Here is a 20,493-nt window from a genome sequence, read left to right as displayed (position 1 = left end):
CGGCTCCTCTTCGCGGGCTCTGGCTACTACCCTGTCTCCACTGTCATGAAGGGGACGTAGCCGCCCGCGGCGGTGCGCTCGTAGGCCACCACCGGCCCCATCGCGTTGAGGCGCTGGCCCAGGAAGAGGCAGCAGCCCGCAGGAGCGTAGGGGATGAGGTGCGTGGTGGCGGTGCGCCACCGCACGCGGGCCTGGCGGATGCGTTCGCGCGCGAGCACCGCGAAGGCGACCGCGTCCCCGTCCGAGCCCACCGCGCCGTCGTGGGGCCCACCTTCTGGCTCCAACACAAGAACCGCACGGAACCGCCGCGGATGACTGGCCAGGAACCGCTCAACGTCCGGCCTCGCGTCGCCCGTGAGCTGGAACACCACCAACAGGTCCATGGCATCCGGAGCGCTCTCGTGCTCGGTGCCCTGGAGCTGCCGCTGCGTCGGCTTCGCATCCGAGCGCCACAGCACCGTCTCGCCCCGCGTCGCCTGCTCGACCTGGAAGCGGTCGCCCGCCACCTCCGGGAAACAGGTGCCCACGGCCAGCGAGACCGATAGCGGTACCTTGCCCCGGAAGTCGATCACTGACTCCGCAGGCCGTGACGCCAGCCTTCGCCGCGCCTCGCGCAGTTCGGGAAGCAGCTGCTCGCGCCAGACTGCTTCCGTCGGCACCGCACGGGTGTCCCGGTCGAAGTGCGGCGTCCAGTCCAGTTCCACCGCCGGTGGCTCACGCCATTGGCGCCGCGCCCATCCGTGAATCCAGAGTCCCACGCCCGGCGTGTCGGTCTTCGACGCCAGGAGTCCCCGGTCCCGGATGAACACCCGGAGCTTCGCCCGGTCCAGCCGCTTGGCCTCGCCACCGGCCTCGATCCACTCCCGGATACCATCCAGCGCGATGGCCCGAGGTTCCGGGCCCTGCCGCAGCCCATGCATGCGCATGCGCTCGTCCACGCGCTCTTCCAGTTCCACCATGCTCGCCAAGCCCAGACGGAACCGCAGGTCCGCGCAGAAAACGCGCAGGACGTCCCACTCTACGCCCAGGTGCTCCAGCCAGCGCGACCGAGCCGCCTTCAGCCTCCCGGCCGGAGCCTCCACGAAGAAGTCCTCGGTGAGGCGCCAGTCCCGACCCTGGAGATACCCGCCCAGCTCCGGATCCGCGGACCAGTTGCTCACCAGCCACACCTCCACGGGGCCCTGTCCGCGCAGCGTGTTCCAGGACGCGAAGAGCTTCTGGAGAAGGGACCGTCCCCGGCCGACCGTTTCCGTCAACCCCTCCAACGTGTAGAGCGCCCGGTGGTCCACATGCCACTTCACCTGCATGTACCGGCTGGCCACGGTTGCACCGGGGTGAGGGTGCAGGGTCACGTCGTCCGCCGCCCCCGCCTCGGGGTGTTCGACGAAGGCGGACGCGAATGGACTTTCCTCGTCCAGCAATGACAGCAATACGTACCAGCTGAAAAGGTGCTGGTAACGGTCGCCCTGCATCCGGGATGCGCTTTGTTCGCCCATGGGTTCACGGACGGGACCACCATGGGGTCACGTCACCTGAAAGACGGACGACAGCTCAGGAATTACACGTCCCAAGAAATCACACCTGTGAAAGGGGAACCGCCTCGGCATCTCGGGGAACGACGTGGACGCTGATGGACCATTCGCCTGCGGGGTCCCCACCGACAATCAGCAATAGCGGCTCCGGACACTGGTAGCGGGGGGCACGGGCAATTGCCATGAGCTGCCTCAAATCCGTTGCACTGGGAATTGGCGCCGCGAACGGGTGGAAATGCCACTCCCCGAGGTAATGGTCGCGGCGGGAGTTCCAGCTGCGGTCGAGCAGCGCTTGCAGCCCCTTCGTTCCGCGTTCGAACCACGTCAGCCCTCGCGCGGAGTCCGGTGGTGGGCCGGACACCTCGCGAAGCCGGGCGCAGTCGAGCGCTTCAGAGTAGTGCCCCACCAGGATGCCACCTGTCTCGTGTCGCTTCGAAGCAAGGCAAAGCTTGAGCAGCTTTCGCACCAGGGGTTGGGGCAGGTGCACCCGGAAGCACGCATCCGCTGAACGAAACTCAAGGTCCGGCATGCGCACCTACGCCGTCCACTTGGCGTATCCCTGGAAATCATCGTCCGCCCCCTCGCGGGAATAGGTCTCCACCCGGGTGATGGGACGCAGCGTCGCGGACCGCACCAATGCCTTCACGGTGATGGCCGCAGCCAGCATCACGTCATCCGCCCGGGCAGGAAAGACCGGATGCCAGCACCCGACGCCTTCTCGTGGCAGGTCTGTGCGAAGCAACTCCTTGTAGTCCTCGTGGATCCATTTCCCGCACTGCGCCCAGAAAGCCTCCACGGGAAAAGATGTGCCCGTGGCGCTGAAGCACAGGACCCGCCGCGCCCCTACACCAAAGGACGCTGAGAAGAAGAGCCGGGGCCCCTCCCATGTGATTCTCGCCAGCGCGTGGAGGACATCGTTGGAAGCGGTACAGTCGATGACCGTCTCGCACCGGGACACGAGCCAGTGGGGCTGCTGGGGCGCCAGTTCCAACGACTGCGCGAGGGCATGAACCTGCAGGTCCGGACTGATGGAGCGCAATCGCTCCGCGAGTGCACGCGCTTTGGAGACTCCTACCTCCGTCAGGTCCAGCGTGTGCCTGACCAGGTTGCCACCCTCGACGATGTCGGGGTCCACGACGACCAGCCGGCTCACGCCTCCCCGCACCAGCATCTCCGCGACCGCGGCCCCCAGCGCTCCCGCACCGAGCAGTAAGACCCATGAACGCCGCAGTTCCTCCGGCAGCGCCCCACGACTGCGAAGCTCTTCGGGAGCCCAGTCATCGGTCCGGAGCCAATCCACCGGCAGTGGTTTGGCGAACAGGTTCGTCAGGTCATATCGCTGACGGTTCTGCTTGGTCCGAGCGTACCCGCGCGGTGCTACGTCTCCGTGGGAGAAGCTCGGCAGTCGCGCCGCCCACCAGTGCGTCCGAACGGCGGGCTCCCCTACCTTCGCGGCCACGGGGAAGCCCACGAGACAGAGGTGTCTCGTTCCATCCCGGAGTCGCTCAGCGAACGCCATCAAGTCACCCCTCAAGTCCCAATGCTGAGCCTTGGCGGCGCGCTCCAGGTCCTGCCATGTGGTGGGCGCGGCGTGGACCGGAAGCAAGGGGAGTTCCTTACAGCGCATCCATGGAATCCGCACACAGCGCCTGCGTGGGACCCTGTTGAGCAGGTCTCCCCATTCCACGGAGAACAGCCAGCGCCCCTCGAACGAATAGAAGGCGCGCACCGCGAACACCCGTGGGTTGCCGGGCAACGGCACCAGCTCCGCCCACCCTCGTGAATCCGGGAGTTCGTTCCAGCGGGCGAAGGTCTCGGGGCCTTCGCTGAAGACGACCCGGGCACGGTCCCGAATCGGTAGATCCGGAAGCTCGAAGGGCTGTCCCGGCGCAAGGAGCTGACCGCGTGCCGCGGCCGCGAGCCAATCCTGGAGCGCGTGGACATACCACTCAAGTCGGCCTGCGGCGTCGCGGGCTTCCTCTTCCTCTACCCTGAAGCCGAGGGACGCCCTTCCCGTCTGGAGGCACAGCCGCCCATCGCGCCAGGGCTGGGTGGCCGGTCCCGGCGTGTTCAACCGCTGGTGCGGGTAGGTGTCTTCGATGCTTCCGGTTTTCGCGGGATGGACGTCGATGCTCCCCAGGGGATAGTTCGCGTCGATGAAGACGTACCAATCCGTCCACTCGGGAAGGGTGCTCTCACGCGTGTCCGCCCGCACACGTAGCGGCAGCACCCAGACCGACGTCTCCGGGTCCCACGACAAGTCGCCGAGCAGTACGACGTCAGCACGACCATCCAGGGCCCGCCGCCCCAGGCGCAGGTCCTGCGTCAATTCCGGCGCCTGCTTCACGCGAACCTGCCGGAATCCACACCCCCGCTTCCTCCCTCGTGGGGAGTGAACGACTTCTTCGAGCCTCCCTCCGGCGCGGAAGGGAACTTGCCTCCGAAGAGCTCCCGCCACAGCGGCGCTGCGGTCTGGGCATCGGGGGACTCGAAGGCCTTGCGCGCCAGCTTCGCGGCCTTCTTCGCCTGCTCGTGAAACGCCGCGAAGTCGTTCCCGTCGATGCGGGCCATGACGTCCTGCTTCACCCCCCGGTCCTCCGCGGAAGGCACGATCTTGGCGGCGGCATGGAGGGCGTAATTGTCCACGAAGGCCTCCAGGGTCCGGACTACGCCTTCGGCGATGGAATCGATGCCATCCGGGCAGCAGTCCCCCAGTAGGTGTTCCAAGGGATAGCTCTTGGGCCGCTTCGGCAGCGACTCCAGGTGGACGAGCCTCCACCACTTGAGCGCCTTGACCACGTTGACGAAGTGCCTTCCACAACGGTCGTTCTTCCGGTGCGTCCAACTCAACTGGGCCAGCGGGTGGGTGTCCTGCCACGCGCCCAGGTCGCGATCCGGGATCCGGAGCGGATGAAGCTTCCAGAGCGCCTCCTCCTGACGGTCGGACTTGAACAACGGCTCGGACGAAAAGTCCTCATCAAGGCGCAATGAAGACAAAGACGCCTCGGCCTTCAACAACTCACCATAGGTACCTGCTTCAGCCTCCATGGGCGCGGCGGTAATCACCAAGTCCATGTCGATGCGTGACATCTCGATGCCGAAGGAGCGCCCTTGCTGTCTGTACTTACCCTTGTAGTGCCTCTCCAGGAAAGGCTTGAAGCAGCTCATGGCCTGCGCCGGAGAAAACTCAGACTCTTTCATCTTGGTGACTACGACCAGATCGACATCGGCTCGAGAATCGTCTTTGGGTCGAACCGCCGTAAATCGCCGGTAGCTGCCTTGCAGGAACATGCTGACGAAGCCACCCGCAAGCGCAGTATCGGCCTGAAGACGCTCCCGAAGCCTGGCATGGCCTTCACGCATCTCTTTGATCTGGCTAGGCGTTGGACGGATGTCGTGGAGGAAATCTTCGAAGTACCGATGCAAAGGAAGGGTCATGGTACGGAAATCACGGTGGGCGCGGCGGTTATTACCCGCGCCCATCGCCGACCTTCAGCCTGGCGTCACGAGCCGCACCGCCGGGTCTCCCAGCAGGACGTAGCGGGTGACGTCATGTCGCTCCATCCACAGGCGTGCTCGCTCGATGCGTACGTCCTGCGGCAAGGGGTCCTTGGATGGCTTCGCAGCGTCCTGTTGATGCTGCCGACCCAGCCGGGCGTCCAGCTGGCCCGCGTAACGCAAGAGCATCTGGAGCGACACGCCCGCGCGGTAGCCCTGCAGCAACTTCGTCATCACCGATTCGAGCCGGTATGCATGGGACTGGCCCGTCAGCACGTCGTGGAAGGCATGGATCCAGGCCATGTCCAGGTGGGCAATAACCGCGAGTGGGCCCTCGGGATTCGCCAGGGCGGCCTGTGGCAAGGCCGCGGTGAACGGGCGCCCATCCGCCGGGCGTGACCAGCGGATGCGCTCCAGGATGCGCGCGGACGCCATCCCGGACTCCACGAATTGCTTCATCCAGGGCTCATACACACTCTGGAGGGGTGTGCCCGCCCCGAAGCAGGCGACGTAGAACCAGACACCGCCCGGCAGGAACGGCCGTCGCCGGAGCTCCGCTGGCGTCAGCGCCACGCCTCCCCCGAGGGACATGTTGCCCTGCTCCTGCCGCTGGGCCAGCGCACTGCCCCAGCCTCCTTCAGGGGAACCCAGTCCGTGGCTCATCGTGAAGAGCAGGCTTGGAACAGCCGCTCCAGCCACCTCGAAGAGCCGCTCCAGCGCCCCTTCCGGAAGCGTCTCCTCCAGGAGCTCGCTCGCGGGGAAGTGGTCTTGACCGTGCTCCTCCCGGCACCGCTCAACGGTCGGCTCGACAAGATTTCGCTGCCCCGCCCGCGTGGCGAGCGACCTGTCGTCGACGGCGAGATACACCGCACGGGCCCGTCGGTGCGGCTCGGAGGCACCGGCGTAGGCCAGGACCTTCTCGACGTAGGACGAGTAGTCCGCCTCCTCATCGAACGCCAGGCGGCCCACGAAGCAGCCCCCGTCCTCCACGAGGGAGGTCTGCAGCTCCAGCGAGAGCTCCTCCAGCCCTCCCGCCAGTAGCACATATCTCGCATGCTCCCGCTCGGGACGCGTCCAGGCGTGCAACGTCCGGACACGGAAGTTATCCGCCTGGACCGCATCCATTCCTGGCGGCACCCGGTAGGTCTCCACCGGAGCCCCCTGCTCCCGGGACCGCAGCTCACACAGGCGCGCGAGACGGACTTCCACGGCCCGCCCCCGCGGCGTGTCCGGGACCAGCAGCGCCCAGCGCTGTTCACGCAGTTGGTCCGGCGGTCCCGCGAAGTTGTGGAGATGGGAAGGCGTAGGCACCGGCTCTGGCGTCGGCGCGTCCGCGAAGGCTTCCCAGGGGAGGCCCTCTTCCAAGACGGGCCTCCCGCTCCCGGCATGGGCCAGCAACAGATGGAAGGTCATGGCTTCTCCTTCTTCGCGTCCGGAAGCTGCTCGGTGGGAGCAGTGGTGGCAGGAGTCTTCGCCGTGCCCTCCGTGCCCTGGCGAAGCGCCGAGGCCTTCTCAGGCTCGGGGAGCGTCAGCCCGGGACGGTCCGTGCCGGAGCCCGCCTTGGTGCCCCCCGCGTTGGTGTCGGTCGGTGGGGGACCCAGGAAGACCGCGGCTCCCTCCGACCGGACCTGGGCCTCGAAGCTGGGACGCTCCGAATGGGTGCCATGGACTTCAAAAAGGATGCGATCGACCCCGTCCATCACCCCAGACCCGACGAACCCCTTCAGGGACGTTTCGATATAGACCTGACGTCCCTCCTCGGGTTGTCCCTCGAAGAACGGGCGGCCATCCCACTTCGAATACACCTGTGGCTTCAATGCCTTCCCATGCATTGTCTCTCCTCCTGAAAGATGTTGACTGTGGTCGGCGGCGTCTGCCTATTCGAAGACCAGGACCCCGTTGACCCAGCTGTGGGACGCGCTTCGCTGCAACCACTGCTGCCGTTCGTCGCGGACCGCCGTGCCGAGCGGGCTTCCCGCACGGAGGCGATCCCGCACGTTCCCGAAGAACACGGACGAGTCTTCGTCGGGGATGGGCAAGGTCGCCGCCACCACGCCGCGAGCTCCCGCGGCCAGGAAGGCATTGGGGAGGCTGCCGAGCTCGTGGAGGGCCGTCGTACCTCGTGCCGCCTCACAGGCCGCGAGGATGACGAGGGGGGCCTTGGGCAGCTTCATCTTGCGGATGAGTTCCTCGGTCAGCATGTCCGAGCCGTTCGTCTCGGGCGCCAGCAACAGGTAGGTGCTCTTCGGTCCCGGCGCGACCTTTCCATGGGTCGCCAGGTCGACCTCCGAAGCCTTGGGCATTTCCGCCAACACGCGGCTGGGAGTGGCCGCCAGGTCGGTCAGGGTCATCAGGTCTTCGTCGGGCGTGATGCGCGCGGTCCACCGCAGGGGCGTTTCGTTGCGCTGCTCGGCGTAACGGACCTCGTTGACGACTAGGTGGGTGCCCCGTCCCACCGGAGGCTGCCGAGCCACGGCCAGCGCCCGGTAGCGCCAGGCCATGTCCGCCGGCAGCAAGCCCGAACGGCCCTGGAGGGGCGGTCGGGCCAGCACGTCCACCGAGGCGCAGGGCCGCAGGGCTTCCACCATGTCCGGTGGGACCACGTCGGTCATGTCCACCGGCATCCGCTTCGTCCGCGTCGGCATGTAGCGCTTCAGGAGCTGTCCATCCGCCCCGCGCCCCACCAACAACTGTCGCTCCGTGTCCTCGGTGAGCCCCAGGACACAGTTTCCCGGTGTGTCGAAGCCCAGCTCGTTCCCAAAGCGTGCCAGGGCCGTCGCGAAGTCCCCCCTCCGGGCATTGTCGAAGATGAGCGAGGTGAAACCGTAGGCGCGGGCATGTTGCGCCGTGATGTCCGTCCAACCCGCTCCGCTGGCCGCGGCTGCGGCACGTGTCGCCTGTTCGATGGCGTCCACCAGCAGCGCATGCCCTTGCGCAGGGTCCGCCTCCAGGAGGAACCGTCCCTGAAGGGACTTGACGAAGGCATGCTGGCCTTCCGTCACCGGGGCATCCGAAGCCAATCCCTGCTGCACGGCCTCCACGTCTCCGGCAGCACGACGGGTCCGGGCAATGTCCGCCAGCGCGGCCACCCCATGCTGGGTCAATGGCAGCCCGGTAGCCAGGGCCTGGTTGATTTCATCCCGGGCCACATCCAGCTCCAGTGCCTTGATGGCCAGATGCGCTAGATTTTCATGGATGTTGCGCGCGAGTTCCTTCCCGCCCCCCATCAGCAAGGCCTCTCCGAAATAGGCCCGGCCCAGCGTCACGTCCGCGGCCATGCGGGCCACACTGCCAAGCGCCTGGAGCAGCATGCGCTCCTGCTCCCACTGGCCCAGTCTCGACTGGGTGAGACCTTCACGGGCGAAACGCTCTGCCTCCTGAAGCTGGAAGAGCCAACCGGACACATACGCCAGGTCGTTGCGAACCTCCGTGCACCGATAGACGAGGTGCTCCTGCGTGCAGAGCTCCAGCGCCTGTCTCAAGTCCGAGAGCGCGAGCTCATACCGGTCCTTCTGGCGTGAGCGGTCCGCGCGCTCCTGCAGCGCCAGGACCTTGAACCAAGGGTCCGGATTGCTGTTTCCCAGCGTGATCAGCTTCTCCGCGTACTCCGAGTCGGGTCCCCGGGGTGAGAACATCACCAACGCGCCCAGCGTGATGTCGTCCTCGTTCGAGGCCAGGAAAGTACGCAGCAGGGGTTCTTTTCCAGAGGGCTCCACCGTCCCCATGGCCCACCGTCCGTAGGCTTCCGCCAGCGGGGCCCGGCGTGAGAAGTCCCGGTTCGCAACCGAGCGGAGATAGTCGGCCAGCACGGTCTGCTGGCCTGCTTTCGAGTCCAGTGCCTCCGCCAGCGGAAGGAGCGCGAGCACATCCTCGCGCGAGGTGCGGCTTCGCACCGCATGGTAGAAGTCACGCCGCATCATCGGTACATCGGCGTACCGCATGGCCTCATCAAGCGCCTGGGCACCGCGCGCCACGAGCTCGGCGCCCGCGCTGTTCGCGGCCTCCCATCGCTGCTGGCGCGTCGTCACGTCCGCGAGCTTCACGCGCTTCTCGCGGGCCTCTGTACGCCAGGCGGGGTTGGTCTCCTGCGCCTCGACTGCCTCCAGGTCCTGAATGGCCAGCAGCGGCAGGCCCAGGTCCCGGTACACGAGCGCGCGGTTCCAGTGTGCCTGGAGATGGGTGGGCTTGAGCACGAGGGCCTGATGGAGCAGTCGCAAGGCTTCTCGAAGTTCGCGCAGCGCCCAGGCTGGATCCTGGGTCTTCGCTGAGGCGTAGTAGGCCGCGCCCATGTCGCTGAGTACGTCAGCCGGGTCCCCCTGCCGCTCGGCTTGCATCCGCGCCAGGAGATCCTTCGCATTCTTGGGCTCCGGAGGGCCCGCGGTGAGGTAAGCGGCCACGAGTTGGGACAGGTCACCCCGTCGCTCCAGCTCACTCATCACCGTCAGCGGTCGACTGGCGGTGGCGGAGGGCGTGCCTCCGCCCATCAACGCCTGGGCAGGTCTGCGGTACTGGTCCGCCCCCGGGTAGGTGACACGTGCTTCCAGCGTCCGCGACGTCCCGGCCCACAGCGCGGGCTCTGGAGAAGACACCCGCCGGCCCACTCCGCCTACGCCCAGGAGCACCCCGAGCGCGACCGCGACCAGGGCCGCCCCCGCGGCGAACCATCGGTTGCGAGGCATGGCGTGCCACGGAATGGTGATGGGACCGTGCCGTTCCAGGTAGCGCCGCCCCATCTGGTCAAGTTGGAGGTGCCGCGTCAGCTCCGTCTGACAGTGCGCGCAGTCTGCCAGGTGTCTGCCAAACGCCTGGGACTCCGCGAGCGGCAGATCTCCATCCGCGAAGAGCGGCAGTTGGTCACAGGGCTTGGACATCAGTGGGTTCCTTCATCGACGTAAGGCAGGAGGAGTTCGTTCAACCGCTGGCGCGCATCGAACAGGCGCTTGGCCACGGCATTCGGCTTGATGTTCAGGCGCCTGGCGATCTCCTGGTTGCCCAGGCCCTGGACATGGAGCAGGAAGGTCACGCGCTGCAGCTGAGGGAGCTGGTCCACGGCCCGGTCGAAGCGCTCTGGCGTGATGCGCTCGTAGGTGGACGTGTTTTCCCCCTGCCCCAGGGTCCAGCGGGTGATGGTCGGATCGTCCTCGGCACGTTTCCGACCCATGGCGCTCCGCTGCAAGTCCACGAAATGGCGGTTCATCACGGCGATGAGCCAGCCATCCATGGGCTCATCTCCCCGGTCGTCCAGGGAGCCCGCGAAGTGCTTGATGAAGCGAAGGAGTGTCTCCTGCACGAGGTCCTTGGGATCCAACCCCTGTGCCCCCCTGCAGAGCCGCTCCGCGATGGGCAGCAGCAGCTGGTAGTACTTGTCCTGCCAGTGGTCGTAATTAAGGGCCACGCGCTCCCCGGCGTTCGTCATGACCGCATCTCCGGTCCTTCCCCACCAGGGAAACGGAGGACCGGGCGGATGTTACGTCGGCCTTCACGCGCGCCACGGGGGGCATCGCCGCCGCCGCTTCTTCGGGGGCTCGTGCGGGTTCCAGGGCAGTTCCACATACCCTTCCGGACCCTGCCGGAAGTTGAAGAGCTTGATGCGGGGCTGCGCCTTCGGGTTGTAGGCACGCCCCAGGGCCGCCGCGAGGCTGGCGGGACAGGCCATGGCCAGCCAGATCTCCCGTACCTGGGGCAATGTTTCCCGGATGCGTTCCAGGCAGCTCAAGAACTCATCCAGCGCCCTGGCTGCGTCGGCTGGACCTCCCAGCGCTGTCCGGGAGGGGCCCCTGGCAGCGACGAGGCGGAGCAGAGCGGGAGGTCTCTCATACCCCAGCCAGCGAGCCACATCCTCCCCGGTGACAGACAAAGTCACCTCCACGGAGAGGGCCAGGCGTCCCCCGGCTTCGCGACAGGCCTCGGGGGTTGGCAAGGGCTCCTGCTTGAAAAATGGCTCCGTGGGCAGAGGGACGGCGCTTCCCGAGTCGTAGAAGCAGTCCCATTCATCGCTTCCCATCCTCCGGAACTGGTAGGCCTTGAGCCCCATCCGGTTCAAGCGCCACCCCAGATGGAACATCAGGGGCAAGGGAGCGCGCCCAAAGAGATGGACGCAGGTGACCTTGGTTCCCAAGGACTCCACGAGCGCATCCGCGCGACGCAGGGCCTGGCGCCACTCCGATTGCGACGAAGGCAAGGCCTCTCCCACCTTGTCAAGGGGTTGAAGGACCAAGACCTCCCTGGATTTCCCCGCCAAGGCGCGTCGTACCGCAGCGGGAGCTACGTTGTAGTTCAGCTCGTACGCCAAGGAGATTTCGCCGGAGAGCGACTCAGGCAGGGCCTCCTTCTCCGAGAAGGTCACTCGGCGAGGCTCCACCGGGACCTCAGGCTGGCGCGGCGAGGACGCCAGGAACTGAAGCGAAGCCCAATCGAGCGAATCGGCCGGGAGCGCTGCCAGGGCGACCTGATAGGCCTCATACAGCGGGCGCTTGAGCTGGCAACGCGTCCGGTAGAACGCGCGGGTCAGGGCCACCGACCCGGTCACCGAGAGTGGCATCAGAGAGGCAATGACCACGGGAATCCCCAGCTTGTGGAGATGCAGGGCCACCCCCCCGAACATGCTTCCCACGTCTCCAGGGTGCCCTCCATGGCAGGCACTCAAGACCACGGCATGGAGTTGGGAAGCGTGCTCCTGGCCCAGAAGATTCGACAGCCCGTTCATTCCGATGGGCAGCGGCCGACCGGGACGGACCGGATCCGACCCGACCAGTCCGTAGGTTCCGTCCGCTAGCTTCGTCCCATGGCAGAGGAGGTGAAGAACCCGAAACGGGTTGCCTTCCTGCTTTGCCCGGTTCAAGTGCTCCCGAAGGGCTTCGAGGCTCAGCTCCGGGCAGATTTCCACATTTGAATCGGAGTTTGGGCAGGCCTCCTTCAACGCATCCAGGTGCTGTTGCCCCCCTACTGCGCCGCCCGCGTCGGACCAGGCGAACAGCACACGACCCGGTTCGCACCCGGGCGTGGGAAAGCGCGGTTCACCCACCCACTCCTGCGTAATCACGCAGTGCTTGAGGGCCCCCAGCCGGCGCTGATCCGAGAGCTGCGCCAACGGCCAGGGAAGGGTGAACAACTCCACCGAGTTGAACCGAAGCCGCAGCAGTAAAGGTGCTCCCGTATCCTCGGCCTGGAACAGCTCCCTTTCGTAGAGCCCCCACCCCCCTTGCTCCTTCAATGCGTCCAGCAGGAAATCCCGCAGCAGGCTTCCGATACGGGACTGATCCGCCTCCGACATGCGCGGTTGGGTCAGGGCAGCCTTCAAGGCCTCCATGCGGTCCCAGGGAAACACGCTGTGTCCCGACCGGTGGTGCATGTCAATCGAGGTGTATGCCTGGGGCATGCCATCGAATGCGTACGCCTTGCCGGGGTTCTCCGAACGCACCAACTGGAGCGACAGCTCGCGCGGCTGGGACATGGCATCTACCTCACCGGGAAGTCGGGGCCCAACAGCTCGCGCCAGACTCCGTTCGCCGAAGCCATCTCTCCCCTGCGTTCCTGCTCGAGCGCCCAGACCGCCTGGCGCAACGCCCCCGAAAGCCGCTGCTGGGCCTGCTGGAGCTTTCCCGGGCTGATTCCAGCGTTGACGGGAGGCCCCAACCCCGCCGGCTCCAGGCACGTCTGTTCGACGCGCCCGCTCATGAACTTGAACAGGTGCGCCATGCCCTCGGCGTAGCTGGCGCCCTGTGGGAGGGTTGCGATGCCTTCGTAAGCTAAGACCTCCAGCAGGAACGAACGCACCGGCCTTCCCTGTTGCTGGTTCCAGCGCTTGACGGCTTTGATGAGCGGCTTCAGCTTCTTCTTCGCGCGCTCATTCGCGGCGTCACAAATCACCTGATGACGCCGGGGATCACTCAAGATCCACGTGTCCTGGTCCAGATCAGGGATGTGATAGAGGTTTCGCTGCCTCGGATCTTCAATTGCAGGGACCACGTCGAAACCGATGCCCGTCCCTGTGAACTCGATGTTGACCGAGCGGTTCTGCAAACGCGCCTCCTTGTCGGGAAACGCCGCTTCGAGCGCGTGCTTCACGCGCAGCAGGAACGCCTCGGGTGAGAGCGTCTCTCCATGTCCGTTTCCTCCTGAGAAAATCAGGAAGAGGTCGATGTCGTGGAGAGGCCGGATGGCTGTGTTCCGGCCATAGGACCCAGAGAGGATGGATTCCTTGGGCCCGAGCTGGCGGCGCATGGCGTCGAAGACCTGACGCTCCTGCCGTTTCGCCTCGCGGGACTCCCCCTCGTGCAATTCGAGGGACTGCATGAACCTTTCAAATGCCTGCGCCACGGTCAGCATCGTTGAATCTCCCTCTCGCATCAGGGAAACGAAGGAGACCGTGGGAATTACATTGGCAGGAGCCCTCTCGAGCGGGTGAGACGGGGCACGTCGGTCTAGCCCCCACAGGGTCGCGTTGTCCTCGGAGCACGGCTACCGCCAGCCAACGCTGATTACGCGCCCGCGCGCTGCCCCAGACGGGCCCCTGTCCTCAGCCGCCCTGCCGCAGTGCCGCGTGACGCGCCGCCTGCACCAGTGCGACCAGGTCTCCGTTGCGGGCCACGTCTCCGCCCGCGGGCTTCGCGTGCTCCGGGGAGAACAGCCGCGCGGGCGTGCGGGCCTGGCCTCGCAGCATCACGAAGAGGCGCAACGCGTCCCTCAGGGCCTCCGCCTCCGGCCCCTCCTCCGTGCGCGCTCGCTGCGCGGACTGCTCCAGCCGCGCCCACGCCACCTCTTCACTCCATGCGCCCCGGGGCCGCTCACGCGACAGGGCCGCCAGCGCCGCCGCTGTCTCCACCAGCCCGGCCCGGCCTTCCGTGAAGACGCTCCTCGCGGACAGCCGCAGCGCCGGGTCCTCCGTCAGCGCGGCCCTCCAGGACAACAGCGCGGGCAGCTCGTGCTCGCGCGGCACCACCGGCGCCAGCTCCGCTTCCAGCACCGCTCGCACGCGCACCCTCGCCACGTCGTGCCAGAAGGCCGCGTGCAACAGCAGCTCCGGCCCGCTGCGCGCCACCCGCGTCGGCGCTCGGCGCATGCGCCGCTGGAGAAAGTCCTTCACCCTGCCCCGGCTGTCGTAGCGCTCCAGCCGCTCCCACAGCGCCACCAGCGCGGCGGCGCCCAGCGGCAGCGCCCGGGCCAGCTCTCGCGCCTCTTCGTCGGAGAACGCCGGCGCGCCTTCCGTCACCGGGCGCTTGAACACGCGCTCGAACACCTCACCCGCGGCGCACGCGGCGCGCAATTCCGGCAGGTTGCGCGGCAACAGCTCCACCGCCTGGGCCCAGATGCGTCCGCCCAGCAGCGGCGCCGCGTCCAGCACCTCCGTCTCCAGGCGCAAGAGCCTCGCACCCAGCGTGTCGGGCACGTCCTCCTCCTCGTCATCCGACGACGAGGACAGCCGCCGCTCCGCCGCGCGCTCCACCGCCTCGCGCAGGCGCTCCACCTCGTGCATCAGCCGCACGGGCGCCGCGTCGCGCGGCCAGGCCTCCGCCTCCACGCGGCGTCTCAGCGCGCCCAGCGTCGCGTCCACCTCCGGCTGGGCGGTGGCCACCTCACGCAAGAGCTCGAAGTGGTTGCGGATCCGGTCCTTCCAGAAGAAGGACTCCAGCACGCCCTTGAGCGCGCGGTAGCGCAGGCGCGTGGCCTCCAGGAGGTCCGCTCGGTCCTCCAGCCGCGCTCTGAGATCGTCCGGACGGGTGGCCACGGTCCCATCATAAGGACCCGCCGCGCCGGGCGCAGGCCTCCCCTTGGCGCGGAGCGTCAGGCCAGGAACGGTGCCACCTTCCCGACGTGGGAAGGTGGACGAAGGGCCCGGCTCAGACGCGCATGGGCATGACCACGGCGGTGAAGCTGCGGTCGCCGGGGCCGTGCAGGACGCCCGGGCTGTGCTCGTCGCCCAGCTCGAAGCTGACCTCGTCCGTCTCCGTCACGCCCAGCACGTCCATCAGGTAGCGGGCGTTGAAGCCGATGGTGATGTCGTTGCCCTTGTAGTCCACGTCCAGCGCGTCGCGCGCTTCACCCAGGTCCGGGTTGCTGGCGGTGATGAGCAGCTTGCCCTTCTCCAGGCCGATGCGGATGGCGTTGCTCTTGTCCGCGGACAGCAGGGCAATGCGCTTGAGGCCCTCCAGCAGGCGCACCTTGGGGACGAGGACGACCTTCTCACCCTCCTTGGGGATGACGCGCTGGTACTCCGGGAACTGCCCGTCGATGAGGCGCATCACCATGGTGAGGCCCGGCTTCTTGAACAGCGCCGAGTTCTCCGCGAACCCCAGGTGGCACTCCGCGTCCGGGGCCTCGTCCAGGAGGCGCTTCAACTCCATCAGGCCCTTGCGCGGGATGATGACGCCGCTCTTGAGCTTGAAGTCGCCGGACATCTCGCGCTCGATGAGCGACAGCCGGTGTCCGTCCGTGGCCACCATGCGGACCTTGCCGCTCTGCTGCGGCTCGAAGAAGACGCCGTTGAGGATGTAGCGCGTCTCGTCGCTGGAGATGGCGAACTGGGTCTTCTTGATCATCTCCAGGAGGACGTTGCCGGAGATCTGCACCAGCGGCGCGTTCTCCTCCTTGGGCAGCTTCGGGTACTCCTCGGCGGCCATGCCGACGATCTTGAAGTGCGCGGAGCCGGAGGAGATGTCGACGTAGTTGTTCGCCAGCTTCTTGAGCGTGACCTCCGCGTCCGGGAGGTTCTGCACGATGTCGAAGACGTACTTCGCGCTCAGCGTGACGGCGCCCGGCTTGGACACGTCCGCGGCGTGCTCGGACACGATGCCGATGTCCAGGTCGAAGGCCGTGACGGTGATACTGCCCTTGTTCGCCGTGAGCAGCACGTTGGCGAGGATGGGCATCGTCGTCTTGCGCTCCACGATGCCCTGGGCGCGGTAGAGGGCCTTCTTCAGCTCGTCGGCGGCGATGCGGAATTCCATCGTGGGCGTCCTTACAGGTCACGGCCCCGGAGGCCGATCTCTTGGGGCGCGGGTGTACAACGAACGGATGGCCCCTACCACCGTCTTGGCACCCCTTTATGGACATGATCCGCCCGGTTCCGGACTGTCCGGGTGTCCAGGTGGGACATGGAGGAAAAAGGCCCCTGTTGCCCTGGTGGGCGGGCGCGCGGCCGGGCAGAGTGGACCTGGCCGTGCCCCTCCCGCGTTGAAGGAGGGCACCCGTCCTCCTTCCGGAGTCGCCATGAACGCCCGCTCCCTGATCCTGTCCGCCGTGCTCGTGCTCGGCCCGGTGGCGTGCAGCACGCCGTCCTCCCCCACCGCGCAGCCTTCCGGCGACGTGCCCGGCGCGGCGGCCCCCACCGACCTGAAGCGGACCGATGTGAACGTGCCCGCGGGTGCCGCGGACGAGCCCGGCACGGCCGCCCCCACCCCCTCAACCGGAGACGCCACCATGACCACCAGCACCGTCTACATCGTCAAGGACAACGGCAAGCGCTGCTTCGCGCCGCCCTGCGACCACTACGACCTGTTCAGCGCGGACGCGCCGGACAAGAAGCTCCAGACCCTTCACGAAATCGACCTGAGCGCCGTCACCGGCGGGGACGACGCGAAGCTGGGGGAGCTCATGCAGCGCGCCGCCAAGGGCGGCCCCGGCCTCAAGGTGGAGGGCTCGCTGGACAAGCGGCTCAAGGCCGGCCCCGCGGGCGACGCCGTCGTCCTGCGCGCCACCCGCCTCGTCGGCTGAAGTGGCGCGGGCCTGGGACCGCGTCCCGCGCGGTCCCGGCAAAGCGCCTCAGAGCCGCACCCCCACCTGGAAGCCGGGCCAGCGCTGCATGCGCGTGTTCGCGTCGAAGTTGTGCGAGCGCACCGGCAGCGTGGTCAGCTTCGCGAACTCCGGCTCGCCCCAGGTGAACGCCACGTTGTAGGTGGGCCCGGCGAACACGGCCAGCCGGGGCATCACCTGGAAGCCCAGCATGAGCCGCGCCTGTGTGAGCAGGCTGTTGGTGCTGCCGGAGAACGGAGCGCGCGTGGACAGCACCTGGCTGCCCGCGACGTCCACGTCCGCCCAGAAACGCGAGCCCAGCGGGATGTGCCCGCCCAGGCCCAGTCCCAGGCTGAAGCGCTGGAAGCGGTCGTCCGGGCCCAGGCCCGCGAGCAGCGTCGTGTAGAAGTACCTACCGCCGAACTTCAGCGCCAGGTTGGTGAGCTGCACGTCGCTGCCGTAGACCTCCAGGTGCAGCTGGCCCTTCTTCTCGTAGGTGAACAGGCCCACCGGCACGCCGTTCACCTCGTCGGAGACATTCACCAGCCCCAGCTGCATGCCGTTCACCGTGTCCGCGACGTTGATGAGCCCCAGCTGCATGCCGGACACGTCACCGCCCACGTTGATGAACCCCAGCTGCAGTCCGGTGAGGGACGGCGCGCGGTTGAGCAGCACGGAGCCCTGGATGCCCCGCGCGGCCGCCGCCACGGAGTTGACGCCCAGCGTGAACTGCACGCCCTTCATCGTGCCGTTCGCGTGATTGGCACCCAGTGACAGCTGCAACCCGGTGGCGTCCGCCGTGGTGATGTTGGCGCCCAGCGCCGCCTGCACGCCGCCCAGCGCGCCGCGCGCCACGTTCGCGCCCAGGGCCAGCTGGCCCACGCCGCTCGCGTCGCCGTTGGACACGTTGAGGCCCAGCGTCGCCTGCGCGCCCCGCACCGCGCCGCCCGCCACGTTGGTGACGAGCGACAGCTGCGCGCCGGACACGTCCGCGCCAGACGTGTTGAAGCCCAGCGCCATGGCCAGGCCGGACACCTCCGCGTCGTACACGTTGCCGGCGAGCCCCAGCGCCAGCCCGCCGCCCAGCGCCGCGCCGCCGTTGACGACGCCCAGCGCGAAGCGGTTCTCCACCAGCGCGCGGCCCGCCCTCAGCGTGTTGGTGCTCATGGACGGCACGAGGCTCAGGTTCACCGGCAGCATCTGACGGCCCTGCGGGGACAGCGGAGCACTGCCTCCACCGCCGCCGCGCATCACGGTGGCCTCGTGGCCCACGCCCAGGAAGTCGCCGGGGGACAGCGGCGTGCGCGCGCCCTCCTTCAGCGTGAAGGCAGCCTCGGACACGCCTCCGTCCCACTCGCGCCGGGCGCGGTAGGCGCCGGGGGCCAGGCCCAGCTCGGTGGCGCGGCCGGAGACCTTCTGCACTTCCACCACCAGCGTGCCCACCGCGTCGCGCACGTACAGGCGGCCCTCCAGCGGCTCGGTGAGGACCAGGCCCGCGGTGGTGGCGCGCAGGTCGGTCATCACCAGGTCACCGGTGCCGGCCAGCTCGATGTCGTAGTTGGGGTGCTGCGCGCCGCCCTGCGTGCGCTCCGTGCGCGCGAGCGTTTCGTGGAAGGCGAACTGGTAGGCCTCCGTGAGGGTGACGCGGCCATCGTGCGTGACGTCCGCGGCGCCGCGCAGGCCGGACAGGAGGTGGTGCGTGAAGAACGAGCCGCCCAGCCGGTCCGACTCCTGCGACGCCTCGTCCGCGCTGGAGGAGGTGAGGATGGCGTGGCCCTTCACCTGGATGCCGGAGTCCACCAGGAACGCGGGCCGCGCGACGCCGCCCTTCTTGCGCGCGAACGCGCCGGACGCGCACGAGTCCAGCACCGCGATTCTCACGTCCGCGGGCAGTCCCTCCAGCGAGCGGCGCAGCTCTCCGTAGTCCAGGCGCTGGCCCTTGAGCAGCAGCCCCTCGTCGTCCGAGTGGCCGGAGTAGTACAGCAGCACCTCCACGCGGCGGGCCCCTGACGCGCGGACGCCCTCGGCGAGCTTGCGCACGCGGTCGAAGCCGGCGAGCACGCCCGCGCGGTCCACGTCCATGAGCAGCACGCGGTCCTGGGGCAGCACGCCGCCCAGCTCCGCCAGCACCAGGGCGAAGGCCTTGGCGTCGGTCTCCGCGTAGCGCAGCCGCACGCGCTCCGGGCCGCCGTCGTTGACGCCCACGAACAGGGCCAGCCGGCGCACGGCGCCGGTTTCCGCGGCGTGGGCGGAGGACATCGCGCCCAGCGCGAACAGGAGGATGACGAGCGCTCTCATGGGGAGGGCTTCTCCAGCAGGAAGGACGTCTGGCCCAGGCCCGCGGGCAGGGTCAGCGGCGCGGTGCGCGCCTCGGGGGATGCGGCCAGGACGCGCGCGGCGGCCATCACGCCGTCCAGCTCGAACGGGGCGTCGGCGGTGATGAGGAAGAAGCGCTCGAAGCCCGGGGCGTCGTCCAGCTCGTAGGCGCGGGGCAGCAGGTGCGTGCCGCCGCGCTCCAGTTGCGCGGACGTGTCGCCCGGGTCGGGCAGGTGCGGGGTGACGGTGCCCCGGCCGTCCACGGAGAGGATGACGCCGTGGGCGTGGCCGGCGGCCGTATAGGACAGCTGCACCACGTCACCGGCCTGGGCGGGGGCGCCGTCGGTGAGGCGCTCGGTGCGGGTGGCGGCCTGGCGGTGCACGTCGAGCCGGGGCTGGAGCCCCTTGCTGCGGGTGGGCTCCAGGACGCCGGGGGTGCTCCCCGTCGCCGACCAGGGGTCGCGCGCCTCCTGCTCCTGGGACGACGCTCCCGGCCGCACGAGGACGAAGAGGGTCGCGGCGGCGAGCACCGGCACCAGGGCGGGCAGGAAGCGCCAGGAAGGGCGCGCGGGCGGGGCCTCGGCGCGGGGCGCGGCGGGGGCGCTGGCGCGGGCGAAGCGGGCCTTCACCTCGCGGGCGACGCGGTCCGGGGGCAGGGCCTCCAGGGTGGCGCGCGAGTCGGCCTCCAGGGCGGCGAGGCGCGCGGGGCCATCGGGTTCGCGGGACAGGCGGTCGCGGGCGGCGGCGAGCTCGTCCGGGGGCAGCTCCCCCAGGGCGATGCGCTCCAGCAGCCAGTCCGGGGTGCGGTGGGGGGACGTCATGCGGCCTCCAGCTCCTGCAGGACAGCGGACAGGGCCCGGAGGCGCTTGCGCACTCCGGACACGGACAGGCCCACCTCGCGGGCGGTCTCCTCCAGCGTCATGCCGTCCACCAGGTGGAGCACGGCGATGTCCCGGCTGGACGCGGGGACGCGGCCGAAGAGCCGGTCCAGGAGGCCCCGGGCGGCGGTGCGCGCCTCGGTGTCGCCGGACGCGGCGATCTTGAGCACCAGCTCGTCGTCGCGGTCCTCGGGGCGCCGCTTCGCGCCGCGGAGGCGGTTGAGGCACACCCGGGTGGCAATCTGGTGCAGCAGGCTGGAGGGCCCCGCGTCCTTCAGGGCGGCCTGGTAGCGCAGCAGTTGAACGAACACGTCATGCATGGCGTCCACGGCCTGTTCCTCGTCGCGCAGCAGGAAGCGGCAGCGCCGGAGCACCTGGGGGCCATAGCGTCGGTAATAGGCCTCCACATCGACGGACACCGCACGCGCCTCCCGGTTGGCCAGGGGAACACCGGTGCCCCCGAAATCTGTCACCGGCCTTTTTGAAGAAAGCGGCGTCCCTACCCCGTTTCCCCCCATCCCGGCCACCCCGGGCCGGGG

16 protein-coding genes are annotated in these 20,493 nt (G+C 68.4%); 1 reads left to right on the top strand and 15 read right to left on the bottom strand.

Going from position 1 to position 20,493, the window contains the following annotated elements; all coding sequences use genetic code 11:
• Window positions 1-26: 26 nt before the first annotated feature.
• From JYK02_RS23370 to dnaN, 12 genes are all read right to left on the bottom strand, one after another.
• Entirely contained in the window at window positions 27-1,352 is a 1,326-nt protein-coding gene (locus tag JYK02_RS23370) for an SAVED domain-containing protein (RefSeq protein ID WP_347402557.1), read from the bottom strand.
• A gap of 223 nt (window positions 1,353-1,575) precedes the next feature.
• Window positions 1,576-2,061, bottom strand: coding sequence for a Mov34/MPN/PAD-1 family protein (locus JYK02_RS23365; protein ID WP_207054135.1), 486 nt, complete (start codon window positions 2,059-2,061; stop codon window positions 1,576-1,578).
• A gap of 6 nt (window positions 2,062-2,067) precedes the next feature.
• Window positions 2,068-3,879, bottom strand: coding sequence for a ThiF family adenylyltransferase (locus JYK02_RS40795; protein ID WP_207054134.1), 1,812 nt, complete (start codon window positions 3,877-3,879; stop codon window positions 2,068-2,070).
• Window positions 3,876-5,015, bottom strand: coding sequence for an SMODS domain-containing nucleotidyltransferase (locus tag JYK02_RS23355; RefSeq protein ID WP_242588860.1), 1,140 nt, complete (start codon window positions 5,013-5,015; stop codon window positions 3,876-3,878). Before JYK02_RS23355 ends, JYK02_RS40795 begins: the two co-directional genes overlap by 4 nt.
• A gap of 9 nt (window positions 5,016-5,024) precedes the next feature.
• A complete protein-coding gene (locus JYK02_RS23350; protein WP_207054133.1) occupies window positions 5,025-6,443 on the bottom strand; it encodes a hypothetical protein in 1,419 nt (472 codons plus the stop codon).
• Window positions 6,440-6,862 carry a hypothetical protein gene (locus JYK02_RS23345; RefSeq protein WP_207054132.1) on the bottom strand — a complete coding sequence of 141 codons (423 nt, stop codon included), beginning with the start codon at window positions 6,860-6,862 and terminating at the stop codon, window positions 6,440-6,442. The genes JYK02_RS23350 and JYK02_RS23345 overlap by 4 nt, the downstream gene beginning before the upstream one ends.
• Before the next feature lie 45 nt (window positions 6,863-6,907).
• Entirely contained in the window at window positions 6,908-9,901 is a 2,994-nt protein-coding gene (locus tag JYK02_RS23340; RefSeq protein ID WP_242588859.1) for a CHAT domain-containing protein, read from the bottom strand.
• A complete protein-coding gene (locus JYK02_RS23335; protein ID WP_207054130.1) occupies window positions 9,901-10,446 on the bottom strand; it encodes an RNA polymerase sigma factor in 546 nt (181 codons plus the stop codon). Before JYK02_RS23335 ends, JYK02_RS23340 begins: the two co-directional genes overlap by 1 nt.
• A gap of 63 nt (window positions 10,447-10,509) precedes the next feature.
• Window positions 10,510-12,483: an SAVED domain-containing protein gene (locus JYK02_RS23330; RefSeq protein ID WP_242588858.1), complete on the bottom strand. Its 1,974-nt coding sequence runs from the start codon at window positions 12,481-12,483 to the stop codon at window positions 10,510-10,512.
• A gap of 5 nt (window positions 12,484-12,488) precedes the next feature.
• Entirely contained in the window at window positions 12,489-13,358 is an 870-nt protein-coding gene (locus tag JYK02_RS23325) for a nucleotidyltransferase domain-containing protein (RefSeq protein ID WP_207054129.1), read from the bottom strand.
• A gap of 190 nt (window positions 13,359-13,548) precedes the next feature.
• Entirely contained in the window at window positions 13,549-14,757 is a 1,209-nt protein-coding gene (locus JYK02_RS23320) for a hypothetical protein (RefSeq protein ID WP_207054128.1), read from the bottom strand.
• A 112-nt stretch (window positions 14,758-14,869) separates the two neighbouring features.
• The gene (gene dnaN, locus JYK02_RS23315) at window positions 14,870-15,976 is read right to left on the bottom strand and encodes a DNA polymerase III subunit beta (RefSeq protein ID WP_207054127.1); all 1,107 of its coding nucleotides are present in this window, start codon (window positions 15,974-15,976) and stop codon (window positions 14,870-14,872) included.
• Window positions 15,977-16,238: 262 nt separating this feature from the next.
• Here dnaN and JYK02_RS23310 point away from each other — a divergent pair, with 262 nt between their 5' ends.
• Window positions 16,239-16,742, top strand: coding sequence for a DUF6748 domain-containing protein (locus JYK02_RS23310; protein ID WP_207054126.1), 504 nt, complete (start codon window positions 16,239-16,241; stop codon window positions 16,740-16,742).
• Window positions 16,743-16,790: 48 nt separating this feature from the next.
• Here JYK02_RS23310 and JYK02_RS23305 read toward each other — a convergent pair whose 3' ends face one another.
• From JYK02_RS23305 to JYK02_RS23295, 3 genes are read right to left on the bottom strand one after another with little or no spacing between them, the layout of a single operon-like run.
• Entirely contained in the window at window positions 16,791-19,058 is a 2,268-nt protein-coding gene (locus JYK02_RS23305; protein ID WP_207054125.1) for a caspase family protein, read from the bottom strand.
• Entirely contained in the window at window positions 19,055-19,897 is an 843-nt protein-coding gene (locus JYK02_RS23300; protein WP_207054124.1) for an ActD-like protein, read from the bottom strand. Before JYK02_RS23300 ends, JYK02_RS23305 begins: the two co-directional genes overlap by 4 nt.
• Window positions 19,894-20,373 carry an RNA polymerase sigma factor gene (locus tag JYK02_RS23295; RefSeq protein WP_014400585.1) on the bottom strand — a complete coding sequence of 160 codons (480 nt, stop codon included), beginning with the start codon at window positions 20,371-20,373 and terminating at the stop codon, window positions 19,894-19,896. The genes JYK02_RS23300 and JYK02_RS23295 overlap by 4 nt, the downstream gene beginning before the upstream one ends.
• Between the last annotated feature and the right edge of the window lie 120 nt (window positions 20,374-20,493).

Origin of the sequence: Corallococcus macrosporus (genome assembly GCF_017302985.1) — a bacterium.
GTDB classification, from domain to species: Bacteria; Myxococcota; Myxococcia; order Myxococcales; family Myxococcaceae; genus Corallococcus; species Corallococcus macrosporus_A.
Note: the sequence above shows the minus strand (reverse complement) of the source record. Positions and strands in the feature narration are given on the sequence as shown.